Annotated in this window: 18 protein-coding genes and 2 tRNA genes; 2 read left to right on the top strand and 18 right to left on the bottom strand. The window is 38.9% G+C overall.

Annotated elements, in window-relative coordinates; genetic code table 11:
• Positions 1-103 precede the first annotated feature (103 nt).
• The 5 genes from lonB to J7Q84_RS12535 form a co-directional block, all read right to left on the bottom strand.
• Positions 104-1,783 (bottom strand): ATP-dependent protease LonB, encoded by a 1,680-nt coding sequence (gene lonB / locus J7Q84_RS12515; protein WP_209094905.1) that lies wholly within the window; start codon positions 1,781-1,783, stop codon positions 104-106.
• Between the two features lie 352 nt (positions 1,784-2,135).
• A complete protein-coding gene (clpX, locus tag J7Q84_RS12520) occupies positions 2,136-3,401 on the bottom strand; it encodes an ATP-dependent protease ATP-binding subunit ClpX (RefSeq protein ID WP_209094906.1) in 1,266 nt (421 codons plus the stop codon).
• A gap of 313 nt (positions 3,402-3,714) precedes the next feature.
• The gene (gene tig, locus J7Q84_RS12525) at positions 3,715-5,001 is read right to left on the bottom strand and encodes a trigger factor (protein ID WP_209094907.1); all 1,287 of its coding nucleotides are present in this window, start codon (positions 4,999-5,001) and stop codon (positions 3,715-3,717) included.
• Between the two features lie 188 nt (positions 5,002-5,189).
• Positions 5,190-6,185 (bottom strand): tetratricopeptide repeat protein, encoded by a 996-nt coding sequence (locus J7Q84_RS12530; protein ID WP_209094908.1) that lies wholly within the window; start codon positions 6,183-6,185, stop codon positions 5,190-5,192.
• Positions 6,186-6,243: 58 nt separating this feature from the next.
• Positions 6,244-6,966, bottom strand: a complete 723-nt coding sequence (locus J7Q84_RS12535) for an SDR family oxidoreductase (protein WP_209094909.1) — start codon at positions 6,964-6,966, stop codon at positions 6,244-6,246.
• Positions 6,967-7,233: 267 nt separating this feature from the next.
• Here J7Q84_RS12535 and J7Q84_RS12540 point away from each other — a divergent pair, with 267 nt between their 5' ends.
• Complete coding sequence (locus J7Q84_RS12540) at positions 7,234-7,998, top strand: GDSL-type esterase/lipase family protein (protein WP_209094910.1); 765 nt, start codon at positions 7,234-7,236, stop codon at positions 7,996-7,998.
• A gap of 93 nt (positions 7,999-8,091) precedes the next feature.
• Here the strand turns inward: J7Q84_RS12540 and J7Q84_RS12545 are convergent, their stop codons facing one another.
• The 10 genes from J7Q84_RS12545 to gerE form a co-directional block, all read right to left on the bottom strand.
• Positions 8,092-8,238, bottom strand: a complete 147-nt coding sequence (locus J7Q84_RS12545; protein WP_209094911.1) for a hypothetical protein — start codon at positions 8,236-8,238, stop codon at positions 8,092-8,094.
• A 69-nt stretch (positions 8,239-8,307) separates the two neighbouring features.
• Positions 8,308-8,538, bottom strand: coding sequence for a hypothetical protein (locus J7Q84_RS12550; RefSeq protein WP_209094912.1), 231 nt, complete (start codon positions 8,536-8,538; stop codon positions 8,308-8,310).
• 146 nt (positions 8,539-8,684) lie between these two features.
• Positions 8,685-8,758: transfer RNA gene (locus J7Q84_RS12555), tRNA-Arg, on the bottom strand.
• A gap of 5 nt (positions 8,759-8,763) precedes the next feature.
• Positions 8,764-8,837, bottom strand: a tRNA-Gly gene (locus J7Q84_RS12560).
• 100 nt (positions 8,838-8,937) lie between these two features.
• Positions 8,938-9,444 carry a metallophosphoesterase gene (locus J7Q84_RS12565; protein WP_209094913.1) on the bottom strand — a complete coding sequence of 169 codons (507 nt, stop codon included), beginning with the start codon at positions 9,442-9,444 and terminating at the stop codon, positions 8,938-8,940.
• Positions 9,441-10,055, bottom strand: a complete 615-nt coding sequence (locus J7Q84_RS12570; RefSeq protein WP_209094914.1) for an XTP/dITP diphosphatase — start codon at positions 10,053-10,055, stop codon at positions 9,441-9,443. The genes J7Q84_RS12565 and J7Q84_RS12570 overlap by 4 nt, the downstream gene beginning before the upstream one ends.
• Before the next feature lie 15 nt (positions 10,056-10,070).
• The gene (rph, locus tag J7Q84_RS12575) at positions 10,071-10,808 is read right to left on the bottom strand and encodes a ribonuclease PH (RefSeq protein WP_209094915.1); all 738 of its coding nucleotides are present in this window, start codon (positions 10,806-10,808) and stop codon (positions 10,071-10,073) included.
• 147 nt (positions 10,809-10,955) lie between these two features.
• Entirely contained in the window at positions 10,956-12,041 is a 1,086-nt protein-coding gene (locus J7Q84_RS12580; protein ID WP_209094916.1) for a GerMN domain-containing protein, read from the bottom strand.
• Positions 12,042-12,180: 139 nt separating this feature from the next.
• Positions 12,181-12,975: a glutamate racemase gene (gene racE / locus J7Q84_RS12585; protein WP_209094917.1), complete on the bottom strand. Its 795-nt coding sequence runs from the start codon at positions 12,973-12,975 to the stop codon at positions 12,181-12,183.
• A 185-nt stretch (positions 12,976-13,160) separates the two neighbouring features.
• A complete protein-coding gene (gene gerE / locus J7Q84_RS12590) occupies positions 13,161-13,385 on the bottom strand; it encodes a spore germination transcription factor GerE (RefSeq protein WP_209094918.1) in 225 nt (74 codons plus the stop codon).
• Between the two features lie 415 nt (positions 13,386-13,800).
• Here gerE and J7Q84_RS12595 point away from each other — a divergent pair, with 415 nt between their 5' ends.
• Positions 13,801-14,001: a cold-shock protein gene (locus J7Q84_RS12595; RefSeq protein ID WP_209094919.1), complete on the top strand. Its 201-nt coding sequence runs from the start codon at positions 13,801-13,803 to the stop codon at positions 13,999-14,001.
• Between the two features lie 118 nt (positions 14,002-14,119).
• Here the strand turns inward: J7Q84_RS12595 and modB are convergent, their stop codons facing one another.
• The 3 genes from modB to J7Q84_RS18765 form a co-directional block, all read right to left on the bottom strand.
• Positions 14,120-14,782 (bottom strand): molybdate ABC transporter permease subunit, encoded by a 663-nt coding sequence (modB, locus tag J7Q84_RS12600; RefSeq protein ID WP_209094920.1) that lies wholly within the window; start codon positions 14,780-14,782, stop codon positions 14,120-14,122.
• Positions 14,783-14,792: 10 nt separating this feature from the next.
• On the bottom strand, positions 14,793-15,587 hold the full coding sequence (modA, locus tag J7Q84_RS12605) for a molybdate ABC transporter substrate-binding protein (RefSeq protein ID WP_209094921.1): 795 nt from the start codon (positions 15,585-15,587) through the stop codon (positions 14,793-14,795).
• A 132-nt stretch (positions 15,588-15,719) separates the two neighbouring features.
• On the bottom strand, positions 15,720-15,875 hold the full coding sequence (locus J7Q84_RS18765) for a Fur-regulated basic protein FbpA (protein ID WP_481747552.1): 156 nt from the start codon (positions 15,873-15,875) through the stop codon (positions 15,720-15,722).
• Positions 15,876-15,880: the final 5 nt, after the last annotated feature.

Raw genomic sequence — 15,880 nt, forward strand, 5'->3', positions numbered from 1 at the left:
CCTCAGCAAGCATTTCCGTTAATTTATTTCATGGAAAATGGAAATACAGGATAAACAAAATGGACTTCGTTTGAATAAAAAAACTCAAACGAAGTCAACTTACTTAAACAGACTGAGCATCCTCGTCTTCCAAATGCAATGTTGGTGATATATCCCCTGCTTCAAAACCTGGAAATTCTTGCACAAACACATTTGCAAATACTTCATGTAAATAAGTGACGGGAATAATAGTAATGCCTTTAATAGAGCGAAGAATAGGCTGCATGTTTTCTGCCGGAATTAGTACTGTTGTAGCACCTGCAAGCTTAGCCGCCTTCACCTTAGCATACACTCCCCCGACCGGCTTTACCAATCCATGTATACTTACTTCTCCAGTCATGGCTATGTCATGTTTTACTTGCTTACCATGTACTGCGGAATAAATACCAGTTGCAATAGCAACACCTGCTGACGGTCCATCAACTGGTATACCGCCAGGGAAATTAATGTGAATATCAAATCCGTCAGGAAACAGATTAAGTGCTCTTAGCACAGTAACAACATTATCAACAGATCCTTTCGCCATACTTTTTCGACGAATGGATTTAGATTGTGTTCCTATGTTTTCCTCTTCGACAATGCCTGTGATAGTGATTGTACCCTTTCCTTCTACAGGAATGGCCGCTACCTCAATTTCCAATAAAGCACCTGCGTTCGGACCGTAGACTGCGAGACCGTTAATCACACCAATTTTCGGCTGCTGATGTATACGCTTCTCGTATTTCGGGGTAAGCTGACTAGAATGAATCACCCATTCAATATCTTCTTCTCGAATAGATATACGATTTTCATTTATCGTCATACCTGCTGCAATTTGCACGAGGTTAATCGCTTCTCTCCCGTTCCTTGCATATTGCCCAATCATGGCCACACCTTTCTCACTGATCTTTAAATTCACTTTTTGTGCTGCATTTTTTACTACTGCTTCAATTTCCTCTGTATTCAGTTCACAGAAAAATATTTCTAAGCAGCGCGATCGAATGGCAGCTGGAATTTCTTCTGGTGAACGCGTAGTAGCACCGACAAGACGAAAATCTGCCGGTAAACCATTTTGAAAAATATCATGAATGTATGTAGGAATAAGTGTATTTTCTTCACTATAGTAGGCACTTTCTAAAAATACTTTTCGATCTTCCAAAACTTTCAGCATTTTATTCATCTGAATTGGGTGTAATTCACCAATTTCATCAATGAATAAAATCCCTCCGTGAGCATCTGTCACTGCTCCTTTTTTCGGTTGTGGAATTCCCGCTTGCCCCATTGCGCCGGCACCTTGATATATTGGATCATGCACTGAACCGATAAGAGGATCTGCAATGCCGCGCTCATCGAATCTTGCAGTTGTTGCATCTAGCTCAATAAAAACAGAAGAAGTACGAAATGGTGATTTCCCGTTCTTTTTCGCTTCTTCCAAAACCAGTCGTGCTGCAGCTGTTTTTCCTACCCCTGGCGGACCATAAATAATAACATGCTGTGGATTCGGTCCGCACAATGCTGCTTGTAATGATTTTATACCTTCCTCTTGACCTATAATATCTGCAAAACTGGAAGGGCGAACACGTTCTGCTAACGGCTCTGTTAAGGAAATAGCTCTCATTTTACGAAGTTGTTCCATTTCTTTTCGCGATTCTTTATCGATAGAAACCTTTTGTGTACGCTGGGTTCGCAACAAATGCCAAAAATATAATCCTACTATAACCCCAAATACTAACTGAACTAAGAGAATGATGTTAGTCCAACTCATTGTCTAACCTCCCAAACACTTCGATGCTATATTAATTGTAGTATCTCCTAGGAGGAAAGGTACTAAACAAGAATAGAGAAATTTATCATTTCTCTATTCTTGTTTAGTCGAAAAAACAAATCGCAAGAAAAGGCTGTACTCTAGAACAAGTAACACTTACACTAAGAAAACTCTAAAACCACAATAATGCTTAACCTTAAACTATACAGCTCCCATTCATATTTTCGGAGGTAATACTATTCCCACAAACATACTTTGAAATGGATACAATTTTCTTTTTTACTAGCAGAAATACACCTCTGAATACTCCCTTATCAAAAAAAGAAGCCATTAAATAATGGCTTCTTTTTTCTTATGCGGATGTTTTTTTATCGCTTTCCAAAACAGTTCCGTCATGAAGCACCAACTTTGGAGGTGCCTTTTCAGTCACTGTTTCTGCAGAAAGAATACATTTTTCAATATCCTCGCGGGATGGAAGTTCAAACATAACATCCAGCATAATACCTTCAATAATAGAACGCAATCCGCGAGCACCTGTTTTACGCTCAATTGCTTTTTTAGCAATTTCACGAAGTGCTTCCGCTTCAAATTCCAGCTCCACATCATCAAGCTCCAGCAGCTTTTGATATTGTTTTACTAATGCATTCTTTGGCTTTGTCAAAATTTCTACCAATGCATCTTCATCAAGCGGCTCTAGGTTTGCGATTACTGGAAGACGTCCAATAAACTCAGGAATTAGACCGAATCTCAATAAATCTTCCGGTAGTACAGAAGAAAGAATTTTTTGCTCATCTACATGACCTTTTTTCGTTTCAGAACCAAATCCGATAACTTTCTTCCCTAAACGACGTTTGATAATCTGTTCGATACCGTCAAATGCACCGCCGCAGATGAATAAAATGTTTGTCGTATCAATTTGGATAAATTCTTGATGAGGATGCTTTCTTCCTCCTTGAGGAGGAACACTTGCAACTGTACCTTCTAAAATTTTAAGAAGGGCCTGCTGTACTCCTTCACCAGATACATCACGCGTAATAGAAGGGTTTTCAGACTTACGAGCCACCTTATCAATCTCGTCTATGTATATAATTCCCTTTTCCGCTTTTTCAACATCATAGTCTGCTGCTTGGATGAGCTTTAATAAAATGTTCTCTACATCTTCTCCAACATATCCTGCTTCTGTTAGAGATGTAGCATCTGCAATCGCAAAAGGAACGTTCAAAATACGAGCCAAGGTTTGGGCAAGTAATGTTTTTCCGCTTCCAGTCGGTCCGATTAAACAAATGTTGCTCTTAGCAAGCTCCACATCATCAATTTTGCTGTTAGAATTGATGCGTTTGTAATGGTTATATACAGCAACCGCAAGAGCTTTTTTTGCTGCATCCTGTCCAATTACGTACTCATCCAAAATTTCACGGATTTCCATCGGCTTCGGAACATCTTTGAATTCTACTTCATCATCCTTCGCCAGTTCCTCTTGTACAATTTCTGTACAAAGCTCAATACATTCATCACAAATGTATACACCAGGTCCTGCTACCAGTTTTCGTACTTGCGTTTGTGTTTTACCGCAAAACGAACACTTCAATTGCCCTTTTTCATCGTTAAATTTAAACATCAACTTCACACCCCTTAAAAAGTGCTGACACTATGAATTTTTCGTAACCAATGTATATGTAATAATATTTACTGCTTATGTAAATAAATATTATGTCATTATGTTCCAAAGAATACAACTTATCTGTTTGGACATATACAAATTCATACTTCTTTTTAATTTGTAGAATATATATTCTCTATTTTTTCTTCAGTACCTTCTTAAGATACAAAGAAATTGATTACGAAAAATTGTCAATATTTCATACTTCACAAAGTCTTGATTGTATAAAACAAGGCACGATCAAGCATCGCGCCCTGTTTCTTTATGTTTATTATGCAACAGTTTTGCTGCTTTCTACAAGCAATTCAACTGCTTTACGAATCTTGATGTCTTCTTTCACACCTTCAAGATTTCCGATCATTTGCTTAATGTTTTCAACAGGAATGTTGTACATTGCAGCCATTTTTTCTACTTCTGCATCAACTTCTGCATCTGTAGCTTCAATGTTTTCAGCTGCGATAACAGCATCAAGAACAAGGTTTGTTTTCACGCGTTGTTGTGCATCGTCTTTCATTTGTCCTTTTAATGCAGCCTCATCCGTACCAGTGAACTGGAAGTAAAGCTCTAAGTTCATTCCTTGTTGTTGAAGGCGTTGTTCAAATTCTTTCACCATACGCTCTAATTCTGTTTCAATCATCGCTTCTGGAATTTCAACTTCAGCGTTTGCTACAGTTTTTTCTACTAAAGCATCACGCATATTTCCTTCAGCTGCATTCTTTTTGCTTACTTCTAAATCAGAACGCAATTTTGCTTTTAATTCTTCAAGAGTTTCTACTTCTTCGTTTACATCTTTTGCAAACTCATCGTCTAAAGCAGGAAGCTCTTGTGCTTTGATTTCGTGAACTGTTACTTTGAAAGTTGCAGGCTTTCCAGCTAAATCAGGAGCGTGGTATTCTTCAGGGAATGTTACTTCTACTTCTTTTTCTTCGCCTGCTTTTGTACCAACTAATTGATCTTCAAAGCCAGGGATGAATGTGCCAGATCCGATTGCTAAAGAATAGTTTTCGCCTTTTCCGCCTTCGAAAGCAACACCATCAACAAATCCTTCAAAATCGATTACAGCTGTATCTCCGTTTTCAACTGTACCTTCTTCTTTCACTACAAGCTCAGCTTGGCGCTCTTGCAATGCTTTTAATTCGTTTTCTACATCTTCGTCAGTTACTGCTGTATCCATCTTTTCAACTTCAAGACCTTTGTAGTCACCTAATTTTACTTCTGGCTTTACAGTAACCTTTGCAGTAAAGATAAGGTTTTTGCCAACTTCCATTTGCTCGATGTCGATTTCTGGACGGTCTACAGGGTAGATACCAGCTTCTTCTACCGCTTTTGTGTATGCTTCCGGTAAAATGATATCTAAAGCATCTTGATATAAGGATTCAACGCCGAATTTCTTTTCGAAAAGAGGACGTGGTACCTTTCCTTTACGGAAACCAGGAATATTAATTTGCTGTGAAACCTTTTTAAAAGCAGCGTCCAATCCTTTTTTAACGTCTTGAGCGTCAACCTCTACAGTTAAAACGCCAACGCTTCCTTCTAATTTTTCCCATTTTGTAGCCATTTATTCTTTCCCTCCAACTATATTGATTAAATAGGTATGTTTGTCCGAGAATAAAACGTGCAGCGATAGGACACTGCGCAGTTCACCCATCACTGTAAGTATATACAAAAAAGCATGATCACACCTTCTGCAACCATTACATTATAACATAGAATGCTCTCGTTTCAACATACAAGCTGTCTTTTTCATTATACGGTCATATAGGCATCTTTCTCAATATCCAAAAATAAACTATACGCTTCCAATAATTGCTTGCGCGTAATCTTGTACATACGTTCAATCTTTTCATCTGATAATTTTTCCGTAAACCGTTCATACCCTATTTTATGCAGAACTGCCGCCCATACAGATGCATCCGCCTGATTAGGTATAAAAGGATAGAAAATAAAGGAAATTTGATACCAGTGCTCTTTCATCGCTTCAAATAAGGTTGGGTTATCATTGGCAGCATTTCGTTCAAATGCAGCAATGACATCACGGCTAAACGCCCACTCCTTCACATTCTCCAACGAAGCAGGAATGATAGTTATTCTATCTCCGAACTTCTCAATCTCTATCTCTTTTTGCACTTCTGCTTCTATTAGCAAATTAATAATGAGTGACTTGATAAACGGATGCTTCATCTCGTCACGTAAAAATTCTAATAAAAACGGAACTGGTCGAACAGAGCCGTACTCTTTCATCTCATTCACAGCCTGAAGCTGCAGCATTACATCGTCCCCTTCGAAAATAGGAGCGAGTTCTTCATATTCCGTCGCAGTATTCACGTCGTTCCCGGCTGTCATCTTTTTTGAAAAAGAAAGTAGCGAATATAGTTTTTCACGTTGCGTATCGGCAAGCTTATATTCTTCTAACACTCTCTGCACTATTTCCGCTAATTCATCGTAGCGTTGCAATTGAATCAATATAGTCATATACATTTCGATTACGTCATAATGTGCTTGTTTGCTATTTTGAAAAAACAATTCACAATAACGCTTCGCTTCTTGTAATTCATTTAGCTCCATCAAACAAATAACAGTTGCAATTTCCGTACGCTCCTCTTGCAAACCATGCTCTGCAAGCTGCTTGAAGCATTGTAGCGCTTCTTCAAATCTTTTTTCATGGAGCGCTGCAAACCCTTTTTCCTGAAGGCGATGAAGCAAGTTAGGAAAAAGTATGACAGTATCTTGCTTCTTATTCATGTTTCCCCCCCTTTTTCACAGTGTATTTTTGTAAGGATTAGACAAATCCCCGCATACCTTAAATAACCGGATATGTTTGCATAAACGGATGAATAACAATCTGATCAATTGTAATATTCCCAGGTGCGCTCGCCATATAAATTACAGCATTAGCAATATCGTCGGCTTGAATCATCGTTTCTTTTCCAGCCGCTCCTTGTGTGCCCCCAGCAAAGTATGTATCTACCATTCCTGGATTAATAGTGCCTACACGCACATTGTACTCTCTCATTTCTTGGGCTAACGACCCGCAGAATCCCTGTACAGCATATTTCGTCGCTGTATACGCCCCGCCATTCGCAATAGTATAGCGCCCGACATCAGAAGATACGGTAATAATGCTTCCGCCTCTCTTTTCCTTCAAGTACGGCAATACCGCTTTTGAACATAAGAAAACACCTTGTACATTTACTTCAAATACGCGTTTCCATTCTTCTAAATTCGTATCTTCTACAAGCTTAAAAAATCCAATTCCTGCATTGTTTACGAGTACATCTATCGTACCAAATACTTCTACAGTTTTTTCAACCGCCGCTTGAACATCCTGTTCATTAGACACGTCTGCTTGAATCGTTTCTATCATCGTGTATCCTTTTTCTTTTAATTCCTGACCTACACTATGAATTTCATCGCTGCTTCCCCATAAGGACAGCTTCATTCCCTGTTCTGCTAAGCGCATGGCAATCGATTTTCCAATCCCTCTTGTTGCTCCAGTCACGATTGCTACTTGATTTTGTAACATTTTACTTCTTCCCTTCATTTTAAACTATAGTTAAGAATATACGACTGAATATTTGTTTGCAAATCCGAACCATTCATAGTCATAAAAAAAAGCCATACCATGACTCGACAGAACGCCTCCTTCCTTGTTATCTTTTGTCTCATAAATTTTATAGCAAAGATGCTCTGTACAGCTTAAAATATGTTTGTATCTACATATTAAATAGAAATAGAGGTGATACACAAAAGCTGTTATTAAAAATAGCAAACTACATAAAGGGGGAGAAAAATGAAAGTACTTTTACGCCTAAAAACTTCGGTGGCTGTCATTCTGTCTGCAGCATTGCTTTTTATGTTTGCAATTCCTGACGTATCACAAGCACAAACACTCACGAAAGAGACTATAAACTATGTAGCATTGGGAGATTCTTTAGCGGCAGGGGTTACCCCGTATAAAGCAATCAATAAAGGCTATCCTGTCTTCCTCTATGAGCGCCTTCAACAATCTAGTCAAAGGACTGTCACCTACCAAAACTTCGGTGTACCAGGGTATGCCACCAGCGATGTATTATTAGATTTCAAACAGAATCGAAATAACATTAAACAGGCCATCAAGAAAGCAAATATCATCACAATTGATATAGGAGCCAATGATTTGCTTCCTGTTGTGCTCTCAGGCTCTGGTGATGTAAAGAACACCCTCTCTCAAACATTTCTCAATACTCTATTAATCATAGCCAAAATTAAATCTTGGAATCCTAAAGCACAAATATATATCATGGAGTATTACAATCCGTTCCCTTATTTACCAGCAGCACAGCAAGCTCCTCTTTTAGGTGTATTGGCCCAATTAAACAATTCTATCTTGTTAATCTCAAAAATGAATCCATCAACATACTATGTTCCGACTGCCGCCATCGTTGCTCAAAACTACCTCACTTATCTGCCAAATCCTGCTGACATCCATTTGAGCTTGACAGGCTATGAGGCCGTCAGCAATCAATTCTTTGAAAAAATTAGCAGCGTCAATAACCTTCAAGCCGTAATTCAATAAATTAAGAGAAAACCGGGCGCAGATATATTTGCACCCGGTTTTCTCTTAAAAAATGAAGTAAGGTTTTTATTATTACGTAAATAAGAAATTATCTTACATATAAAAAAAAAGAAATTGAATAAAAATAGCGATAAGTGCTATAAAGCCTACCCATACGATGGTTTTTACATTTTCTTTCGCTTTTGGTTCTACTAAAGGATGCTCCTCTTGTTCCATCTGCTTGTGCTGTTCTTTATCCACGATGCCACACCCCTTTTTATATCCCGTTATCTTACTATATTTCTTTATAAACAAAAAAAGACGGAGAATTCACCCGTCTTTCGTATACGTATCTATTTCCCATGTAGGTTGAGTATTATGCGACTTAACTGTAACCGTGATAATGCTGCTCCCATGAAGCACCCCGTACACCATATAACCAAAGAGAAAAATGACTCCCGTCAACAAAATACAAAATATAATTTTCATATTATTCTTGGCAGCCGGATGAATTAACGGTCTTTGCTCCGTTCTCAGTTGTTTGTACTTTTCCAGTTCCATAGAATTCCGCCCTTTACATAGAATGGGTAGGAAGATTACATATTTGTAGTACAGTATATTCCAAAAGCAGTGAAGGGTTGCAGTTAAGTTATAAAGGTGTATCTATACAAAAAAAGCTGATACAAATGTATCAGCTTTTTTTGTGACGTCCCGGGAGGGATTCGAACCCCCGACCGACGGCTTAGAAGGCCGTTGCTCTATCCAGCTGAGCTACCGGGACATATTTGGAGCGGGTGATGAGAATCGAACTCACGACCAGAGCTTGGAAGGCTCTTGTTTTACCACTAAACTACACCCGCAATATGTTAAATTATTGAAATGTCCTATCGACATTCTTTATTATATTCTTATGGCTATATGAAGTCAATACCTTTTTTAAAAGGTTAGAGAAAAAATTCTCTAACCCAATATAAAAGACTGCATAGCTACTATACGACCGTCTAAGTCAAAAAATGTAACTGTCGCATTTTTTTCTTCCCATTCTAATACCGCATATGTTCTTTCTTTGCGAGAGCGCGGCAGCAATATGCTGCCGGGATTAATTAACAATATACCATCTAATAGCTCTGCTCCCATAATATGCGAGTGACCGAAGCATGCTACAGTTGCTTCTAATTCTTTAGCACGATACCAAAGAGATTGCACGGTCATTTTAATATTGTATAAATGACCGTGGGTTACAAAAAAACGAATTTCTCCTACATCTTTCACAATCTCGTTCAGAAACTCTCCGTTAAAGTCACAGTTTCCTTTCACAACCTCAAAGCCGGCCAGCTCTGTATTATGCACCGACAATTCTGAGTCTCCGCAATGAATCATAATATCAACATCATGTTCAAATTTCTTTTTTAAGGCTTCAAGTTCGCTTGTCAGGCCGTGGCTGTCACTGACAATCAATGCTCTCATTGCTTCTCCCCCAAAAACCATTGTGGAATCTTTTCTTCCAGCTTACGCAAAGCTCGGGCACGATGACTGATTTTATTTTTCTCCTCTTTTGTCAGCTCTGCCATCGTATTCTTCATTTCTTCTATGTAAAAAATCGGGTCATATCCAAAACCGTTTTCTCCTCGAGGCTGATCAATAATCTTACCTTCACATGTGCCGTTTACAATCACAGTCTTTTTATCTTCTTCTGGAAAAGCAACTGCTAGAGCACAATAAAATCTCGCTGTTCGCTTTGCTTTATCTACATCCTTGAGTTCCTCTAGCACCTTTTGAATGTTAGCTTGATCATCTTTTTGTTCTCCTGCAAAACGAGCGGAACGTACACCTGGCTTTCCGTTTAGTGCATCTACAATTAATCCGGAGTCGTCTGCAATCACAATTTCCTCAAGCTGCTTACACAAGCTTTCCGCCTTTAAAATAGCATTTTCCTCAAAAGTAGTTCCTGTTTCCTCAATTTCCTCAATGTAAGGAAAATCATGAAGGGATTTGACTTGCAGTTCATATTTTTCGAACAATGATGCAAACTCTCGAACTTTACCTAGATTTTTTGTGGCAATCACTACTGTTTTCATACAGAGCACCTCCCGTCATTTAATCGTTTCAGCTAATACCCCTAACGCTTCTTTCTGCATTTCAATCAGCTTCAAAATCCCTTCCTCTGCTGCACCAAGCAATTCATGAAGCTGATTTTTACTGAAAGTAGCTTCTTCGCCTGTTCCTTGCACTTCGACAAATTCTCCTTTGCCAGTCATCACAATATTCATATCTACATTCGCTTTAGAATCTTCTACATAATTTAAGTCTAACACTACACCCGTTTCCTCTAAAACCCCAACAGAGGTCGCTGCTAAATAATCTACTACTGGAAGCTTAGATAAACTTCCTTTTTCCATAAGTTTTCCAAATGCCAGCACCATTGCAACATAGGCACCTGTAATGGACGCTGTCCTTGTTCCTCCGTCCGCCTGAATAACATCACAGTCAATCCAAACCGTCCTTTCTCCCAGCGCTTCCAAGTCCACAACAGAACGGAGCGCGCGGCCAATCAGGCGCTGAATTTCCATCGTTCTGCCGGCTACCTTTCCTTTACTGGATTCACGGATTGTTCGTTGTTCAGTTGCTCGCGGAAGCATGGCATACTCAGCAGTAATCCAGCCTTTCCCCTCGCCCCTCATAAAAGGAGGAACACGCTCGTCTATACTTGCCGTACAAATAACTTTTGTATCTCCTACCTCTATTAATACGGATCCTTCCGGATGCTTTAAATAATTTGTTTGAATATGCACCTGACGCAATTCATTCGGTTGACGTCCATCAACTCTCATATAAAACCCCTCCTTAATTCTTACCAATGTATAGTATAGCCAAAAGCCCTTATGTATAGGAAAGAAAACTTGAAGCAAGCAGCACAAAAAGAAAAGGAAGCTGCTTCAAGCTTCCCTTTCTTTAATAAGTATAGCAAATTTTCTTCTTTAAAAACTACCTGTATTCACATTTTGCGGACGTGTTACCGGTTTTGTAAGTTTTTTCCCTTTTTCATTCAATACATTAGCTTTGCCGTCTACTTCAATTGCAACACTCTCTACTCCTTTTTGTTCCGTTAAAGACAGAACAAGGGAATCAAGTACATAGCTTGAAATAATATTTTTTCCTAGATTACCGTAAATATTTTCATTGAAGTTCAAGGTTACCTTACCATCTTGGTATTCTGGTGCATCTAGCAGTTTTACATCGGCATTAAAGTCGCTGACAAGGTTCGATTTATAAGAAGGTCCTTTTACAAGCTCTTGTATTACAACCGCAACTTCATCTTTGCTGTCGTTTGAAATACGGCGTGTTACCGGTACATAGTAATGGCTTTTACCGTTTTGCGCTACAAAATATAATGTAACAGGCTTTGTATTGTGTATATCCACTACTTCTTCGTCATCAAAGTTAATACCGTCTGCACGACTCAAACCTTTTCCAATCGGCGTTTTATCGACAGGCATAGCTGTTAAATCTTTTCCATTAATGCGGAACTTGACATTTCTTACATTTTCAAATTGCGTAAGCGTCCAAGTGACCGCTTCTACAATTTTCCGTTCATCTTCTTTTTTATAGTTTTTAAAGTCTGCTGAAAAGTCCGCTATAGCAGTTCCGTCTTTCGTAATATTGACTTGCTTTACTTCCGTATCTGCTGGCAATACTGCTTGGAAGCCATTTGGGAGAAGTTCAGTCACAGGACCATCCTTCACTAAATATTGCAAGGCTTGTTTCACAACTGCTCCATCCTTTGCAGCTGGAATTGGAATAGATTGCGGTACCACATACCCACTTTTATCAACCAAATACAATTCCCTTGTAACAGTTGCTTTCGCTTGCTTTTCTTGTGTTTTATTTGCACCCTGCTGCTCTTTTGTGTTTGCCGGAGTTGTCTCCTTATCTGTGTAAGTGACCTTTTGCGGCGGATCAACTTCTTTTACCTCTTTATCCTGCCCCAATAAGCTGCACCCTGATAGCATCATAGCGCCTGCGAAGACAGAAGTGATAAATTTCACCCCAGTAGCTTTACGCATAGCATCCCCCTCCTAAGCCGGTTTGTACTACTATGTATACGAGCCCTCTATTTTATTTAGACCAAGCTTTGTGAAAAAATTTAAAGAAACCTTATCCTCATATACCCTAAAAAATAAAGCCCTCCTTATACAGAGGGCTTTACAAAGTAATAGTTTTTACATTCTCAATCGGCTTCTCGAACCACCGAGAAGCAATTTGCTTGAACTTTTCAGTCGAGCCAGTTGTTAAGAAAAGATGGTCTTGTTGTTCTGTTTCTTCATTTAACAGCTTGCTGTGATACAGGATAGTGCTCACTTCTCGTGCAGTCTCATCGCCAGAGCTGATAAGCTGTACATTCTCTCCCATTACTTCCTGAATAACAGGACCGAGGATCGGATAGTGTGTACATCCTAAAATTAATGTATCGATATTTGTATTTTTCAAAGACATCAGCGTATCCGCTACAATTTCATAAGCTTTTTCTTCTTCATGCTCGCCATTTTCAACAAGCGGCACAAACGGCGGACAGGCCAAGCCTTTTACTGTTACACGATTATTGATCGCCTTTAATGCATGCTCATATGCCTTGCTTTCAATCGTTCCAATTGTTCCAATAACTCCAACCTGATGATTCTTAGTTACCTTCAAGGCAGTTCTCGCCCCCGGATGAATCACGCCAACAACCGGAATACCGAGTTCAGCTCGCATTTCTTCCAAAACTACAGATGTAGCGGTATTACATGCAATGACAAGCAGCTTAATATCTTGCTTCATCAGATAATCAGTCATTTCCCAGGTGAACCTCCGAACCTCTTGACTCGGACGCGGGCCATACGGGCAACGAGCTGTATCTCCTAAATATATGATTTCCTCTTTCGGGAGCTGACGCATTATTTCTCTCGCTACCGTTAATCCACCTACACCAGAGTCAATAACACCAATTGGTCTGTTCAAAAGATCGCCCCATTTTCTGTTAAAATACTGTCTGCTGATCAATGAGCTTTTTCCTCTCCATTGCGTGACAAACCATGCTTTATTTTCCTCCTTTTTCTCAAAAAATGCAACTGCGAAATTACTGAATATGTAACATGATAAACATAAAAACTAGCCGGCTTTCTTCAAGTGAAAGCCGGCCTTTATTATAGTTCAAGTTCTCCCATACGAAGAAGCTCAACTACTGCTTGTGAGCGCCCCTTTACTCCAAGCTTCTGCATTGCATTTGAAATATGGTTCCTTACTGTCTTCTCGCTGATGAATAGCTCACTTGCGATCTCCTTCGTTGTCTTATCTTGGACTAATAGTTCGAATACTTCTCTTTCTCGTTTCGTAAGTAACGGTTTGGATGAAAAGTCTTTTTCCTTCAACTGGTATAACCCTCCTTGCTTAAGCCAGAGCTGTCTGTGCGCATTGGGTATCTATTTAGTCATAGTATTCTATGACTATCTTCAGCTTTCGGTGATTACATTTGGATGAAAAAAATCCCCTTTATTCTTACTGCTGCGGTTGATTGAATCAGTCTCAAAGGTACAGAAAAAAACGTTTTCATCAAGAGTGAGTAGGACGTAGATATTTCTTGCTTATCTTAATTGAATATACGAAAAGCGGGCAGGTTATCCGCTCGCTTTCCTCTGTTCATATACTATTCAATCCTGATGTAAATGGCCGCTCATAAAAAATAAAATAACTACCCCTGTTTAAAAGCACATTTCTTGGACATACTAAATAGGCAAACTCAAATTGTAGTTTTGTGTATTTTTTACTTATTTAGGAGGCAATAAAATGGAACGCGGTAAAGTAAAATGGTTTAATTCTGAAAAAGGCTTTGGATTTATCGAACGTGAAGGCGGCGAGGATGTATTTGTACATTTCTCAGCTATCCAAGGCGAAGGGTATAAATCTTTAGAAGAAGGTCAAGAAGTTACATTTGATATTGAAAACGGTCAACGGGGTCCACAAGCAACAAATGTAAAAAAAGCATAATTGACTAAAAAGGCAGGCAGACTTGAATTTTCAAGTCTGTTTTTTATTTTTACAAACAGCACTTGGCTTCCATAAGCGCAGGAAAACACATCCAGCTTTTTACGGAAGCTCTATTTTATTATGTATCTTTTTTTCTTTGCAGCACCTGAGTAAAACTTAAAAATCCAATAGACAGCACAATTGTTGTGATAACCCAAAGCCATGCTAATGTCATATTTCCCGAGTCAATCGCAATATAAATAGCCATTGGAATCGTTTGAGTTTTACCAGGGATATTTCCTGCAAACATTAACGTAGCCCCAAATTCTCCTAAAGCTCGCACAAAGCTCAAAATAGCTCCGCCTATTAAGGAACGGAACGCTATTGGAAGTGTGATATACCAAAATACCTTCCATGCATTCGCTCCTAGATCCTGCGCTCCTTCTTCTATCTCTATATGCTCATTTGAAAATCCTATTTTGGCAGCTTGATACATAAGCGGGAACGAAACGACGACAGCTGCAATAATAGCTGCCCATTTTGTAAAAATAATGGGATGGTCAAACACTCTCTCAATCATTTGCCCTATAGGGCTATTTTTTCCAAATATAACAATTAACAGAAATCCAATGACAGTTGGAGGCAACACCATAGGGCATATAAAAAAGGTTTCCAAGACAAGCTTGCCTCGAAAAGAAGAACGGGCCATTATACGCCCTATTACCGTCCCAAGTATAATTACCACCACAGAAGCAAAAAGCGCAATTTGTAACGATAGCCAAACCGGTTCGAAAAAGTTCAAGCTCGTACACCTACTTTAAAATTGTAAATCCATATTTTTCAAAAACATGCAATGCTTCCTCTGTTTGAAGGTAGTGATACAATGCCGCTGCTTCTTTTTTATGACTTGTGGCCTTTATAATACCAAGAGGATATATAATGGATTCGTGCATACTAGCTGGTACTGTATCCACAATGTCCACCTTATTTGAAACCAGTGCATCTGTCTTATATACCAAGCCCCCATCAACATTATTTGTTTCCACATAGGTTAGTACTTGGCGCACATCTTTAGCATAAACCACTTTTTGTTCTACGGCGCTCCACAACTTTAAATTCATTAAAGCTTGCTGAGCGTATTTTCCAGCTGGCACTACTTCAGGCGTCCCTAATGCAAGCTGCTTAACATCTAGTTGTTCTAAAGATGTCAAACTTGTAATACGCTTCCCGCTGTTTTTCGGAACAATAAGGACTAGCTCATTTCCTAGCACTCCAGTTCTTTCTTCTTTATCAATAAATCCTTTCTTTACAAGTGTTTGAAATTTATCCTCCGCAGCAGAGAAAAACAAGTCTACAGGCGCCCCTTGCTCAATTTGCTGCTGCAAGGAACCGGATGCACCAAAATTGAACGCAAGCTCTATATTCGGCTGTTCTTCCTTATATTGCTTTTGTATATCTATCAAAGCATTTTGTAAACTAGCAGCGGCAGAGACTGTTAAAGTAACAGACTTTGCTTTCTTTGTTTGTACAGCCGTACATCCCGTAGCCGCACATATAAGTACCGCACCTGCCAATAATCCGAATAAAGCTTTCGCATAGTGTTTCATGCTCAATCTCCTTATAAATTCCAAAGTAGTTATACTTAATTATATCGAAAGCAAATTAAAACCACATCTATTTTATCCCCATTGCTGAAATATCCCTTTATACTACCATAGAGAAAAAAGGATACTCCCTCTTCATAGCCCTTTTCTTAAGTTTTGGTAGCATTCAGATACTTGCTTCAATTCACTAATTGTCATTTTATACAGATGACTATCCATTTCTTTATAAATCCCTGCACTCAATAGCCTTTCAATATATACTTGTTTTTCCTGTTCAACTGCTTTCTCAATATATT

Origin of the sequence: Bacillus sp. 165 (assembly GCF_017742235.1) — a bacterium.
In the GTDB taxonomy this organism is placed as follows: Bacteria; Bacillota; Bacilli; order Bacillales; family Bacillaceae_G; genus JAGHKQ01.

Excerpts from the sequence above, each read along its gene's own strand:
- lonB (WP_209094905.1), bottom strand. The coding sequence starts at position 1,783 with ATGAGTTGGACTAACATCATTCTCTTAGTTCAGTTAGTATTTGGGGTT.
- clpX (WP_209094906.1), bottom strand. The coding sequence starts at position 3,401 with ATGTTTAAATTTAACGATGAAAAAGGGCAATTGAAGTGTTCGTTTTGC.
- tig (WP_209094907.1), bottom strand. The coding sequence starts at position 5,001 with ATGGCTACAAAATGGGAAAAATTAGAAGGAAGCGTTGGCGTTTTAACT.
- J7Q84_RS12530 (WP_209094908.1), bottom strand. The coding sequence starts at position 6,185 with ATGAATAAGAAGCAAGATACTGTCATACTTTTTCCTAACTTGCTTCAT.
- J7Q84_RS12535 (WP_209094909.1), bottom strand. The coding sequence starts at position 6,966 with ATGTTACAAAATCAAGTAGCAATCGTGACTGGAGCAACAAGAGGGATT.
- J7Q84_RS12540 (WP_209094910.1), top strand. The coding sequence starts at position 7,234 with ATGAAAGTACTTTTACGCCTAAAAACTTCGGTGGCTGTCATTCTGTCT.
- J7Q84_RS12550 (WP_209094912.1), bottom strand. The coding sequence starts at position 8,538 with ATGGAACTGGAAAAGTACAAACAACTGAGAACGGAGCAAAGACCGTTA.
- J7Q84_RS12565 (WP_209094913.1), bottom strand. The coding sequence starts at position 9,444 with ATGAGAGCATTGATTGTCAGTGACAGCCACGGCCTGACAAGCGAACTT.
- J7Q84_RS12570 (WP_209094914.1), bottom strand. The coding sequence starts at position 10,055 with ATGAAAACAGTAGTGATTGCCACAAAAAATCTAGGTAAAGTTCGAGAG.
- rph (WP_209094915.1), bottom strand. The coding sequence starts at position 10,808 with ATGAGAGTTGATGGACGTCAACCGAATGAATTGCGTCAGGTGCATATT.
- J7Q84_RS12580 (WP_209094916.1), bottom strand. The coding sequence starts at position 12,041 with ATGCGTAAAGCTACTGGGGTGAAATTTATCACTTCTGTCTTCGCAGGC.
- J7Q84_RS12595 (WP_209094919.1), top strand. The coding sequence starts at position 13,801 with ATGGAACGCGGTAAAGTAAAATGGTTTAATTCTGAAAAAGGCTTTGGA.
- modA (WP_209094921.1), bottom strand. The coding sequence starts at position 15,587 with ATGAAACACTATGCGAAAGCTTTATTCGGATTATTGGCAGGTGCGGTA.